The sequence below is a fragment of the Halomonas sp. ANAO-440 genome (assembly GCF_019915905.1).
GTDB classification, from domain to species: Bacteria; Pseudomonadota; Gammaproteobacteria; order Pseudomonadales; family Halomonadaceae; genus Halomonas; species Halomonas chromatireducens.
In genome coordinates, this window is sequence record NZ_JAHXBV010000013.1 from 171,189 (window position 1) to 184,057 (window position 12,869).

At 64.3% G+C, this 12,869-nt stretch carries 12 protein-coding genes; 6 read left to right on the forward strand and 6 right to left on the reverse strand.

Annotation, left to right across the window (positions count from 1 at the left end; translation table 11 throughout):
* Positions 1-19 precede the first annotated feature (19 nt).
* Genes ccmI through KZO25_RS11565 form a run of 4 tightly spaced genes read right to left on the reverse strand, consistent with a single transcriptional unit; the run spans position 20 to position 3,977 of the window.
* Complete coding sequence (gene ccmI, locus KZO25_RS11550) at positions 20-925, reverse strand: c-type cytochrome biogenesis protein CcmI (RefSeq protein WP_223137067.1); 906 nt, start codon at positions 923-925, stop codon at positions 20-22.
* A gap of 15 nt (positions 926-940) precedes the next feature.
* Positions 941-1,414: a cytochrome c-type biogenesis protein gene (locus tag KZO25_RS11555; RefSeq protein ID WP_223137068.1), complete on the reverse strand. Its 474-nt coding sequence runs from the start codon at positions 1,412-1,414 to the stop codon at positions 941-943.
* Positions 1,411-1,974, reverse strand: coding sequence for a DsbE family thiol:disulfide interchange protein (locus KZO25_RS11560; RefSeq protein WP_066447495.1), 564 nt, complete (start codon positions 1,972-1,974; stop codon positions 1,411-1,413). Before KZO25_RS11560 ends, KZO25_RS11555 begins: the two co-directional genes overlap by 4 nt.
* On the reverse strand, positions 1,974-3,977 hold the full coding sequence (locus KZO25_RS11565) for a heme lyase CcmF/NrfE family subunit (RefSeq protein ID WP_066447492.1): 2,004 nt from the start codon (positions 3,975-3,977) through the stop codon (positions 1,974-1,976). Before KZO25_RS11565 ends, KZO25_RS11560 begins: the two co-directional genes overlap by 1 nt.
* A 329-nt stretch (positions 3,978-4,306) precedes the next feature.
* Between KZO25_RS11565 and KZO25_RS11570 the strand changes: the two genes are divergently transcribed.
* Positions 4,307-4,879: a peptidylprolyl isomerase gene (locus KZO25_RS11570; RefSeq protein ID WP_083517500.1), complete on the forward strand. Its 573-nt coding sequence runs from the start codon at positions 4,307-4,309 to the stop codon at positions 4,877-4,879.
* Positions 4,880-4,977: 98 nt separating this feature from the next.
* Here the strand turns inward: KZO25_RS11570 and KZO25_RS11575 are convergent, their stop codons facing one another.
* Positions 4,978-5,358: a VanZ family protein gene (locus tag KZO25_RS11575; protein ID WP_223137069.1), complete on the reverse strand. Its 381-nt coding sequence runs from the start codon at positions 5,356-5,358 to the stop codon at positions 4,978-4,980.
* Positions 5,351-6,433: a uroporphyrinogen decarboxylase gene (gene hemE / locus KZO25_RS11580; RefSeq protein ID WP_223137070.1), complete on the reverse strand. Its 1,083-nt coding sequence runs from the start codon at positions 6,431-6,433 to the stop codon at positions 5,351-5,353. Before hemE ends, KZO25_RS11575 begins: the two co-directional genes overlap by 8 nt.
* 185 nt (positions 6,434-6,618) lie before the next feature.
* On the opposite strand from hemE, the gene ribA reads away from it, so the two are divergent.
* The 5 genes from ribA to KZO25_RS11605 all read left to right on the forward strand — a co-directional run bounded on the left by ribA (position 6,619) and on the right by KZO25_RS11605 (position 12,808).
* Entirely contained in the window at positions 6,619-7,254 is a 636-nt protein-coding gene (gene ribA / locus KZO25_RS11585) for a GTP cyclohydrolase II (RefSeq protein ID WP_066447484.1), read from the forward strand.
* Positions 7,255-7,293: 39 nt separating this feature from the next.
* Positions 7,294-7,953, forward strand: coding sequence for a PAQR family membrane homeostasis protein TrhA (trhA, locus tag KZO25_RS11590; RefSeq protein WP_066447480.1), 660 nt, complete (start codon positions 7,294-7,296; stop codon positions 7,951-7,953).
* 185 nt (positions 7,954-8,138) lie between these two features.
* Positions 8,139-9,860: a sensor histidine kinase gene (locus tag KZO25_RS11595; RefSeq protein WP_223137071.1), complete on the forward strand. Its 1,722-nt coding sequence runs from the start codon at positions 8,139-8,141 to the stop codon at positions 9,858-9,860.
* Positions 9,861-9,898: 38 nt separating this feature from the next.
* Entirely contained in the window at positions 9,899-11,245 is a 1,347-nt protein-coding gene (locus KZO25_RS11600; protein ID WP_223137072.1) for a sigma-54-dependent transcriptional regulator, read from the forward strand.
* 222 nt (positions 11,246-11,467) lie between these two features.
* On the forward strand, positions 11,468-12,808 hold the full coding sequence (locus KZO25_RS11605; RefSeq protein ID WP_223137073.1) for an ABC transporter substrate-binding protein: 1,341 nt from the start codon (positions 11,468-11,470) through the stop codon (positions 12,806-12,808).
* Positions 12,809-12,869: the final 61 nt, after the last annotated feature.

Below are 12,869 nucleotides of genomic sequence, written 5' to 3' on the forward strand. Positions count from 1 at the left end.
CTCGAATATGACTTCACGTTCAACCCTCCGCCGCGGAAAGGGCTACCTGGGACAGGTTGCCGCGGATGATGTCTGCCTCCGGCGAATCATCCGGCAGGACGCCGAGCAGCCGCTCCCAGTGCCGTCGTGCAGCGTCGAGATCCGCCTCTTCGAACGCCAGCGAACCAGCCATCCACAGCCCCTGGGCGTGGTCGGGGTCGATGGAAAGCGCACGCTCGATCAGCTCACGGGGCTCCCCTTCCAGGCTGCCCTGCCGCTCCGCCAGCACATCCGCGTAGCGGGTCAACAGATTCGGATCGCGATCGCCGCCGTGGACCATCGCCTCGCGGAAGGCGCGCTCCGCCGCTGCCAGGTCGTCCATGAACGTCAGTGTCCGGCCGAGCAGGATCCAGCCCTCCAGGTCATCGGGGTTCTGCGCCAGCCGCCCCTGCAGCTCCTGGGCGAGCCTCTCGAACTGGCGCTGCATCGCCTCATCGGAAGCCGGTGCGGGCTCCTGCATGCTGGCCATCTCCCCCGGGGGCAGCTGCGTGGCAAAGACCTCATCGGCATAGCCAACGCCCAGATAGAGCCCCACGGCCATGAACGGCAGCACGGCGATACTGGCAAAGGCAGCGATGGCGGCCACTCGCCTCGGTCCGCGAGCTTCATGGGCCGCATTGTTGTCCACCGCATCCGGCTCAATGCTGCCGCTGTCGAGCAGCTCCCGCTCGAGATCGGCCAACGCGGTGTCGTACTGCTCTTGGGTCAGGGTGCCTGTCGCCAGGTCCTGATCGAGCTCACGGACACGGTCACGATGCACCCTCAGGTTGATCGCCCGCCGAGAGTGGCCCGTCTCCTGACGCGGCTCACGCAGCAGCGGATAGACCACGAAGGCAAGCGCCATCACGCACAGCACCATGGCAGAAAGCAGAAAAATTCCGTTCATCATCACCTCCGGCGATCAGTCGCCGCTACGCAGCCGCTGAAGCGTCTCGCGCTCCTGCTGGGTGAATTCCGGGCGCTGCGGCATGCGCTTGCGCCCCACGATCATTCGCCACCAGGCTACCCCCCCGATCAGCATCAGCAGGAAGGGGCTGGCCCACAGCAGGGCGGTATTGGCCTGCAGGGGGGGGCGATAGCGGACGTAATCGCCGTAGCGCTGCACCATGAAGTCGACGATGGCGTCGGCATCGTGGCCGGCCAGGGTCATGTCGTAGACCCGGCGGCGCATGTCGGCGGCCAGCTCGGCGTTGGATTCATGGATGGTTTCGCTCTGGCACACCGTGCAGCGCAGCTCGCGCACCAGGGTGTCGTACTGGCGCTTCTGGGCTTCGCTTTCGAACTCGATCGGCTGGCCGATGGCCAGCGCCATGGCAAGCCCTGCCGCTAGCCAGAGCGGCAAGCCAAGCAGGCTCAGGAACAGGGATCGCTTCATGACTGTGCCACCCTCCTCGCCTCATTCCTGCGCTGTTCATCGCGCAGCTTTTCAACCAGCGGCAGCACCTCGTCGAGCAGCAGCTGCCGGTTGAGCGGCCCGATGCGCTTGTAGCGGATCACGCCTTCGGCATCGAGCACATAGGTCTCCGGCGTGGCGTAGACGCCCCAATCGATACCGGCATCCCCGCGGGGGTCGTAGGCGATGACCTGATAGGGGTTGTCGCTGACACTGAGATAGCGCAGTGCCGCGTCGCGCTCGTCGCGATAGTTGAAGGCATGGATGGGAATGCCGCCGGCAGCCAGCTCCATCAGCAGCGGCTTCTCGGCGCGGCAGGTGCTGCACCAGGTGGCCCAGACATTGACCAGCGCCACTTCACCGATGAAATCCTGCTCGGTGAGGATATGCTCGGCGTCTTCCAGCGCCTCGAGCTGGAAGGCCGGTGCCGGCTTGCCCACCAGCGGCGAAGGCAGGTCGCGTGAGTTCATGCCCAGGCCGATGAACAGCAGGCCGAGCAGGGCCGATATGGCGATCAAAGGTATCAACAGACGCAGGTTCATCAGGTGGTCACCTCCCGCGCCGGGCCGCTGCCCTGGGTGCCGGCGTGGCGGGTATCGACGGCGCGATTGCGTGCCAGCCGATAGCGTCGGTCGCTGGCCGCCAGTAGCCCACCCACGGAGAGCAGGATGGCACCGGACCACATCCAGAACATGTAAGGCTTGTAGTAGAGACGGAAACTCCAGGCATCGCCCACCAGCCGTTCGCCGAGGGAGACGTAGACATCACGGGTCGCCGCACGGTGCAAGGACGCCTGATGCATGGGGTTCTGGGGCTGCGTATCGTAGTAGCGCCGCTGGGGCAGCAGGGTCGCCACCGGCCGGCCGTCACGGGTCACATCGACGACCGCCTGGTCGGCATCCCAGTTGGGGCCACGCACCATTTCCATGCGCTGCAGGGTGAAGTCGAAGCCCGCCGCCGAGGTGGTCTGGCCAGGCTCCATGCGTACGTCGCGCTCCACCTCGTAGGTGTTGACCATGGCGATGGCCACCACGATCAGCGCCAGTCCCACGTGGGCCAGGTGCATGCCCATGAAGCTGGGGCGCATCACCTTTCGCAGCCGAGTGGCCAAGGGCTGCCTCGCCGACCCCATGCGCTTGTGGATATCCAGCAGCGCGGTGACGATGATCCAGGTCGCCAGCATCAGCGACAGCGCGGTCAGCGGCCGCCAGGCGCCCATGGTGAGGGGCCAGAGCCCCCCGGCGATGACGCTCACCAGCAGCGCCCAGCGCAGCTGGCGGAAGGTGTCGCTGGGGTTGGCCTGCTTCCACATCACCGCGGGGCCGAGGCCGATCAGGAACAGCAGCGGCAGCATCAGCGGGGCGAAGACGGTATCGAAGTAGGGAGGGCCCACCGAGATCTTGCCCAGGCCGAAGGCGTCCAGCGCCAGCGGATAGAGGGTGCCGATGAATACTGCGGCGCAGGCCACTGCCAACAGCACGTTGTTGGCCATCATCAGCGATTCGCGGGAGTACCAGGCGAAGGAGCCGCCAAGCCCCACCTTGGGGGCCCGCCAGGCGTAGACGGTCAGCGAACCCAGCAGGGTCAATGCCAGCATGCCCAGGATGAACACGCCGCGCTCCGGGTCGGTGGCGAAGGCATGAACCGATGTAATGACGCCCGAGCGCACGATGAAGGCACCCAGCACGGTCAGGGCAAAGGTAAGGATCGCCAGCATCAGCGTCCAGACCTTGAAGCCGCCGCGCTTCTCCGTCACCGCCAGCGAATGGATCAGCGCGGTGGCGGTGAGCCAGGGCAGGAAGGAGGCATTCTCGACCGGGTCCCAGAACCACCAGCCGCCCCAGCCCAGCTCGTAGTAGGCCCACCAGCTACCGATGGCGATCCCCAGGGTCAGAAACACCCAGGCCACCGTGGTCCAGGGTCGCGACCAACGTGCCCAGGCGGCATCGAGACGGCCTCCGAGCAGGGCCGCCATGGCGAAGGCGAAGACCACCGCCGTTCCCACATAGCCCATGTAGAGCAGCGGCGGATGCAGGATCATCCCCGGGTCCTGCAGCAGCGGGTTCATGCCGCGCCCATCCATGGGTCCCGGAACGATGCGTTCGAAGGGGTTGGAGGTGAAAACGGTAAAGGCAAGGAAGCCCACCGAGACCATGCCGAGCACGGCCAGCACCCGGGCCAGCATCTCCCGGGGCAGCGTTCGGCTGAAGATCGCCACGGCGACACCCCAGGCTGCCAGCAGCCACACCCACAGCAGCAGCGAGCCCTCGTGGCCGCCCCAGACGGCCGTGACCTTGTAGATCGTCGGCTGGCTGAGGCTGGAGTGACTGGCCACATAGCGCACCGAGAAGTCACTGACCACAAAGGCCCATATCAGTACCGCCAGGGAGAGCGACAGGAAGACGAACTGGCCGGTGGCCAGGAAGCGTCCCGTACGCATCAGGCGGCCATTGTCGCAGTAGGTGCCCAGCAAGGGCAGTACGCTCTGGATAACCGCCAGGCACAGCGCCAGTATGAGTGCAAAATTTCCGAGTTCCGCCACCATGGATTGGCTACCTCCTGCCTAACCCCGGCTCGGAGAGGATCACCCTGTCAGCCGGTCACGATCTGGGTATTGGTGGGCGAGGCATCGCGGCTTGGAAGACATCGGCGCAAGGTGCCTCGACCTGCATGCCTGAATGGTCCGGCGATCGGCGCATAAAAGCCATACCAAGTACTTCTTTACTCCGGTCACATGTGATCCACGTCAAACAATCCAGCGTGGCGGTATGTCGCGCCGCGGCCTCAGGCATCGAAAGCCTGACAGCAGGGCCTCACAGACCGTAAGCTAGGCACACAAACAACATCCCTTCGTTCCACGAACAGGAGCCTCCAGTGCTGAAACGAACCCTGTTGACCCTTCTTGTCGCCGGCACTCTACCGCTGGCCGCCCAGGCCAATGCGACCGACGCCGATGTCATCCTGCATACCAACCACGGCGAGATCGCCATCGAGCTGTTCCAGGAACAGGCTCCGGAAAGCGTCAACAACTTCCTGACCTACCTCCAGGACGGCCACTATGACGGCACCATCTTCCACCGCGTGATCGACGGTTTCATGATCCAGGGCGGCGGCTTCGATGAGGATTTCCGCCAGAAGCCCACCCGGGATCCGATTACCAACGAAGCCGACAACGGCCTGAAGAACGAGCGCGGCACCCTGGCCATGGCCCGCACCGGCGCCCCCCACTCGGCCACCGCCCAGTTCTTCATCAATGTGTCCGACAACGCCTTCCTCGACCATCAGGGCACCCACTCCGGCCAGGCCTGGGGCTATGCGGTGTTCGGCCAGGTAGTGGATGGCATGGACGTGGTGGACGCCATACGCGCGGTGCCCACTACCACCAGCGGTCCCTTCCAGGACGTGCCCGCCGAGCCGGTGATCATCGAGCGCGCCGAACTGCGCTAGGTTCGTCGTCATTGCCAGGCTGAAAACGACGACGCCCCGTCACCTTGCGGTGACGGGGCGTCGCTGTGTATCCGCTCTGAAAGCCTAGGCCGCTGCTCTCATGCAGCTTTGGCTAGGAACCTTTTGCGAAAGACATGCAATACCAGCACGGCAGTTGCCGCGCCGAGGCTGTTGGCGAGGATATCCCACCAGTCCCCGCCGCTGCGGCCGGGCACCGGTATCTGCAGGTATTCGATGAAGATGCCATAGAACACCGCCGTGGCGAAGGCCCAGGGGAGCCGCACCCCTGCCAGCGCCACCAGCCCCGCCAAGCCACCGTAACCGACGAAATGATTGAACTTGTCCCAGGGCAGACTCTCGGGCATCTCGCTGCCCGGGGTCAGGCTGCCGATGGCAATGACAATAGCTCCCACAATCGCCAGCACCGCCCAGAGGCGGTGCCGGTCATGCCAGGTTTGCAGCGTGCTTCTGTCAGGCATTCTGGTACTGGATGGTACGGTGGTATTGCGGGCTGAGCTCGTTCAACGCGTCCATGAAGGCAGTGACGTTGTCCGGGTCAGTGAACTGGCTGATGCCATGGCCCAGGTTGAAGATATGCCCCGGGCCGTTACCGTAGCTGTCGAGGATCCGGCCCACCTCGGCGCGAATCGCCGCTGGACGGGCGAACAGCACGTTGGGGTCCAGGTTGCCCTGCAGCGCCACCTTGTGTCCGACCCGGGCGCGGGCGTCGCAAAGCTCGGTGGTCCAGTCGATGCCCAGTGCATCCGGGCCTGCCAGGGCGATATCCTCGAGCCACTGGCCCCCGTTCTTGGTGAACAGGATCACCGGCACGCGCCGGCCCTCATGCTCGCGGATCAGGCCGGCAACGATCTGCTCCATGTAGCGCAGCGAGAACTCCAGATAGGCCGGCGTGGAGAGTACGCCACCCCAGGTGTCGAAGATCTGTACCGCCTGGGCACCTGCCCTGATCTGGGCGTTCAGGTAGTCGGTGACCGAGTGTGCCAGGGTATCGAGCAGCTGATGCATGGCGTCGGGGTTGTCATAGAGCATGGTCTTCACGTGACGGAAGTCCTTGCTCGAGCTGCCCTCGACCATATAGGTGGCCAATGTCCAGGGGCTGCCGGAGAACCCGATCAGCGGCACGCGGCCATTCAGCTCGCGGCGAATGGTCGATACGGCCCGCATCACGTAGTCCAGGTCACGCTCGGCATCCGGCGCCTTCAGCGCTTCCACGTCCGCCACGGTACGCACCGGCTTGCGGAATTTCGGACCCTCGCCGGTCTCGAAGTAGAGTCCCAGCCCCATCGCATCGGGGATGGTCAGAATGTCCGAGAACAGGATCGCGGCATCCAGCGGGTAGCGCTCCAACGGCTGCAGCGTCACCTCGCAGGCCAGGTCGTGGTTGCGACACAGGTCCATGAAGTCGCCGGCCACGGCACGGGTAGCGCGATATTCCGGCAGGTAGCGGCCGGCCTGACGCATCATCCACACCGGCGTGCGATCCACCGGCTGACGCGCCAGGGCGCGCAAAAAACGATCGTTCTTGAGTTCCATGCAGGCAGTCATCCACAGGAAATGTCGAGCTATTGTAGCGCATGAATTTGCGCAGGGCTTGACCGAGGCCAAGGGAAAACGCGAACGCCGCCCGGCAAGCCGCACATTCGTGAGCCCCGACGGCGTTCCTGTTAGAATACGGGATTCACTTCCGGCATCGCCGTGGTCTTTCACCGAGGTACCCCGTGACGATTCGATTCATCGCCGCCTCCCGGCTGCCCACTCCCTGGGCCACCTTCACCATGCATGGCTTCGAGGACGATGCCACCGGCAAGGACCACATCGCCCTGACCCTTGGCGACGTAGCCGATGGCAAGCCTGTACTGGGGCGGGTTCACTCCGAGTGCCTGACCGGGGACGCCCTGTTCTCGATGCGCTGCGACTGCGGCTACCAGTTGCAGGAGGCGCTCAAGCGCATCGCCGACGAGGGGCGCGGCGTGCTCTTCTACCTGCGCCAGGAGGGTCGCGGCATCGGCCTGCTCAACAAGATCCGCGCCTATCACCTGCAGGACCAGGGCGCCGATACCGTGGAAGCCAACGAACAGCTCGGCTTCGGTGCCGACATGCGCCGCTACGATCTCTGCGTCCCGATGCTCGACCACCTGGGCATCGATGGGCTGCGGTTGATGACCAATAACCCGCGCAAGGTCGACGCCTTGACCCAGGCCGGTGTCACCATCATGGAACGAGTGCCCCTCACCACCGGTCTCAATCCTCATAACGAGCACTATCTTTCCACCAAGGCTGGCAAGCTCGGCCACATGATGGCGCTGGGCGACTTCACCCAGGCCAACGATGTGGATATCGAACGCAAGCCCTGAGCTGCACCACGGCATCGGGTGCCCTTCTGAGTGAGAGCCATGCCCCTTAGCCAGCACCACCACAGCGTCATCGAGGAGCTGCTCAACAGCATCAGTCATGGTGTTGGTGCCATCCTGAGCCTTGTCGGGGTGGTGGTATTGATCGTGCTGGCCAGTCTCGCGGCCCACGTCGACCCGTGGAAGCTCGTCGGCATCAGTCTTTATGGCATCACCCTGGTACTGCTCTATACCGCCTCGACCCTCTATCACGGCATCACGCATATTCGGCTCAAGCGGCTGTTCCAGCACCTGGATCACTGCGCCATCTACCTGCTGATCGCCGGTACCTATACCCCCTTCCTGCTGGTCAACATGCGCGGCCCCACGGGCTGGACCCTGTTCGCCATCGTCTGGTCCCTGGCACTCGCCGGGATCGCCTGCAAGCTCGCCTGGCCTCACCGCTTCACCGTACTGCGGGTGGCCATCTATCTGGTCATGGGCTGGCTGATCGTCTTCGCCAGCGGCGAGATGTCGGCCAGCCTGTCCACCAGCGGCATCGTCCTGCTGGCTGCCGGCGGAATCACCTATACCCTCGGCGTGATCTTCTTCGCCATCAGTGCGATCCCCTACAACCACGCCATCTGGCATCTGTTCGTGCTCGGCGGCAGCACCTGCCACTACTTCGCCGTATATGCCGCGGTGCTGCCGCATGGGGCGTAGGCTCTCTGAGCGCAATTCCCAGGCCCTGTTTCTAAACTCAATCCCAGGCACCCTGTCTCTTGCGGGCCGGCCCCCTTGCCATTGCGCTGGAGTGGCGCCGGGAAAAATATAGCGCTTCATGAACGAGGCTTCTTTCGTGTAAAACATGGGAAAAGCACGATTTACTATAAAAACAAAGGACGCGCATGAAGCCCCGGCTCAGTCTGGTTGGTCGCTATTCGTTCCTGTCGCTGACACTGATGATCGGTTCGGTGGCGGTGCTGAGCGCGCTCTATGCGACGGTCGCGGATTCAGTCACGGAGCGCCTGGCCGGCGAGCGGCTGGAAGCCCAGGTAGCGGGCACGGCCAACCGGCTGACCAACTTCATCGAGAACCGCATCTACCAGCTCGAAACCCTTTCGACCCACCCCTCCATGCCGCTTTATCTGCTCTACAGCGATGCGGTACCGGAAGGCCTGCAGGAGCTCGTACGGGTGGAAGCCGACGCGCCCGATCTCTATGGCATCCTCTTCTTCGACGCCAACGACAGACTGTCCGAGGTCATCCCCGGTCAGGCGGCATCCGGGCAGCCTTACTGGGGCCGCGATAACTGGTCAATCCTTGAGCTGCCTTCCGTCTATCTGGGCACCAGCGAGATCATCGGCCCGAGCCTGACCACGGGCAGCGGCCCCGGCTGGCTGCTCATCCGTCAGCCGCTGAGAGACATCGCCGGCCAGAGCACCGACGGAGCGATAGCGCTTCATGTGCGCCTGGCTTCCCTGACCGAACTGATGCGCACTGAAAGTCTGGCCGGCGTGCTGCGGCCGTTCCTGAGAACCCCCGCCGGCAACCTGCTGGACCCAACCGGGAACGTTCATGACAGCGAACCGGAAGGGCTGCGAACCGGCCCGGAAGTGCTGCCCGGCTGGCGCATTGACTATCTGGTTTCCGCCGGAGACATTCTCAGCCCGCTACGTAACGCACAGTTCGGCCTGTATGCGCTTGCCGGCGTGATGGCACTCGGCATCGTCGCCCTATTCTGGGCGTTGGCCAGAAGCCTGCGCCGACGGGTGAGCCGACTGGTTGCAGGGGCCGAAGCCTTCGCCTCCGGCAACCTGCACTTCCGGCTGCTGACCCCCAGAAACGACAAGGACGAAATCGATGTGGTCGCCCATGCGTTCAACGCCATGGCCGACCGGCTGCAGGAGATGATCGAGCGAACCGTACAGGCAGAGAAGATGGCAGTGCTGGGCGAATTCGCCACTGGCGTGGCCCATGAAGTGCGCAACCCGCTGGCAACGATCAAGCTGACGGTACAAGCCCTGGAAAAGGGCGAGCCGGATAGCCGGCGCCGTGATCTACTAATATCCGTGGAAGAGGAGATCGACCGGCTCAACCGGGTCGTCGGCGACCTGCTGGATTACGGCAGGCCGGTCGCCGGTGAGCCGCAAGCCGTGGCGATCGGCCAGGTATTCAGGCACGCTTCCATCTTGACCTCCGGCCTTGCCGACAGGCGGGGCATTACCGTCACCGTCAGTGGCAATCCGTGCCTCGCTGTCTATGCCAGCCCGGACCAGGTGATCCAGTGCCTGGTCAACCTGGTCGCCAATGCCATCCAGGCGTGCGAACCGGGCTGCCAGGTGCAGCTGAAGGCTTTCCCCAGCGGTGACAGCGTGACGATTGAGATCATCGACGACGGCTGCGGCATGGATGAGACGATCCTGGCCCAGGTGATGGAGCCGTTCTTCACCACTCGCCAGGAAGGCACGGGGCTCGGCTTGAGCATTACCCGTCAACTGATAGAACTGAACGGTGGCAGGCTGGAGATCCATAGCACACCGGGAAAGGGCACGACCGTATCCATGAGACTCCCCCTGGTGCCGGCCGACGCCTTAGCACAGCAGGATTCAGCACAGCAGGACTCGTAGCGCCGCTACCATAACAAGAGCAACAATCAGAAAACGCCATGCACACAGATATCCTGATCGTCGATGACGAAAAGAGCTTCGTCCGTTCGCTGACATTCGCCCTGGAAGAAGCCGGCTTCACCACCCGCAGCGCCCATTCCGGCGAAGCGGCCCTGACCGCACTGGCGGACGCCCAGCCAGGGCTGATGCTGCTGGATCTGCGCCTGCCGAAGATGAGTGGCATGGAAGTGCTCGATACCGCCGCCCGCCTTTACCCGGAGCTGCCGGTGGTGATGGTGTCGGCCCACGGCGATACACGAGCCGCCGTGCAGGCCGTCAAGGCCGGCGCGACCGACTATCTCACCAAACCCTTTGCCCTGGACGAGCTGCTGCATCTCGTCGGAGCCATCACCAAGCGCACTCAGCTGCGCGATGAGCTGGCCTACCACCGTAGCCGTGGCGCCTCCTCCTCGGGGCTGGTGGGGGGCAGCGATGCCATGGAGCAGCTCTGGCAGACCATCCAGCGCATCGCCGGCAGCAGTGCCGGCCGCATCCTGCTGCTGGGCGAGTCCGGCACCGGCAAGGCCGTGGTAGCCAGGGCCATCCACGACCAGAGCCCGCGCAGCGACAACGCCTTTGTGGAGATCAACTGCGCCGCCCTGCCGGAGCAGTTGATCGAGGCGGAGCTGTTCGGTGCAGAGAAGGGGGCTTACACCGGCGCGCATCAGAAGCGATCCGGCCTGGTGGCCCTTGCCCATGGCGGCACGCTGTTCCTGGACGAAATCGGCGAGTTGCCCCTGCCCCTCCAGGCCAAGTTCCTGCATTTCCTCGAGAATGGCGACTACCGACCGGTGGGCGGGTCTGCCAGCCATACTGCCGATGCCCGTGTCATCGCCGCGACCAACCGCTCACTGGAAGCCGAAGTCCGCAACGGGCACTTTCGGGAGGACCTGTTCTTCCGCCTCAATGTCATTGAACTCTCCATCCCCCCGCTACGCGATCGGGGCGCGGATATCGAAGAGCTGCTGCAGGTCTTCATCGACGCCCAGGCCCGGGAGGAGGGTTGTCGGCCCATCACCGTGCCCAGGGAGACGCTCGACCTGCTGATCGCCTATAGCTGGCCGGGCAATGTGCGGGAGCTGCGTAACCTGGTAGAGCGCCTGACCATCCTGTATCCCGGCCAGCGGATTCGCCCCGGCCAGCTACCCACCGAGTTCCATCAAGGCCCGGCAGCAAGCGACCAGGCTCACGACCCCTCTCTCGGCGAGCGCCTGCAGAGTACCGAACGGCAGCTGGTGCTCGATGCGCTCGACAAGACCGGTGGCCACAAGGGCCAGGCCGCCCAGCAGCTGGGACTGTCGCGCCACGCCTTCAAGCGCCGCCTGCAACGCCTGGGGCTGGCCTAGCCGAAGGCTCTCACCTGGCCGAAGATCCTGGCCGAGCGGTAACCGCTCACCCTCTCGCGCCGATGAGCGCTATCCGCTCACCTCTCGTACCGCTGTGGCCGAGAGCGCCCCGGAAATGGGGCACTCTCGGCATGGCACGCTTATTGCTCATGCTATAGACCAGCAGGTTTATAACAACAATCAACGACCACACGCCGGACTCAACCGGTCCAGGAGGCAACCTTGCCGGGACTGATAACTCGCCTGCGCTTCGCACAGGGCGCTCGCGTTTTCGCCACCACCCTGATGCTGGCTCTGTACGGCCTGCCTGCCGCCCATGGCACAGAGGCACTCTACGAAACGACCTCGGTGGGCCGGGTGGAACTGGGTGCGGACGCCGCAGATGCCGACGCCACCATCGCCTGCCTGTATCCCATGACCGGGCGCTCCGCCAGCTATGGGCGGGACAGTATCGTCGCGATCCGCATGGCCCTCGACGAGCTGGCCACCGACCCGGCGGCGCCCCGCCTGCGCGTCATTGTCGATGACTCCCGCTCCAAGGCCTCCTTCGCGGTGCGCATGGCCGAAGATTTCATCGAGCAGGATAACGCCAACATTCTCTGCGGCATGGTCAGCTCCGGCGTCGGCATGGCCGTCAGCCGTCTGGCCCGGCAGCGCAAGACCATCCTCATCGGCACCGACCACGCCTCCTCCCGCGCGGCGCTGGAAGAGGGGCATCGCTACTATTTCAGGGTCTCCAGCGATACCTGGCACTCCCAGGCCGCCGGTGCGAAATACCTGCAGGAACTCCAGCAACAAGAAGGGTGGAGCAAGATCGCCTTCCTCGGCCCCGACTACGAATACGGTCGAGTCGCCTGGCGCGACCTGCAGGAGGCCTTCGAACTCTACGATGTCGACTACCAGGTAACCGGCAGCTACTGGCCGAAACTCTACGAGCCGGATTACTCCCTCTATATTCAGTCGCTGCTCGAGTCGCCGCCGGACGTGCTGGTGGTCGCGCTGTGGGGCGGGGATTTCACTGCCTTCATCGACCAGGCCCGCACAACCCGCCTGTTCAGCCAGATGCGGGTGGCCAACTTCGATACCGGCGGCGATTACGAGACCCTGGTTGCCCTCGGCGACACACCGCCGGAAGGCCTGATTCTCTCCGCCCGCCACCACGTCAACTGGCCCCCGACGGCGCTGAACCGCCAGTTCGTGGAGCGGTTCCACGAACGCTCCGGCCGCTACCCCAACTACTCGGCGCAGGGTGCCTGGGCCGGCATCCTCACCGTCGCCAAGGCCATCACCCTGGCCGGTGACGTGACCGACACCGAAGCAATGGTCGAGGCGCTGCAAGGCCTGGAAATCCACTTGCCCAAGGACCCGGAAGGCTACGTCTCCTACATCGACGCCGAGACCCATCAGATCATCCAGGCCCAGGCCATCGGCACACCGGTGCCCAGCCAGGATTACCCCCCTGCCCAAGTGGTTCTGGGGAACTGGAAAGTCTACGACGCCGAATCCCTGAAACCCTCGCCAGCTCTCATCGAGAGGCGGCGCGGTACGCCCGGTGGTGACTAGTTCCTCCACCGTTTTCTTCAAGCAGCACCAGTACCTTGCAAGATAACGACGCACCGCAGAA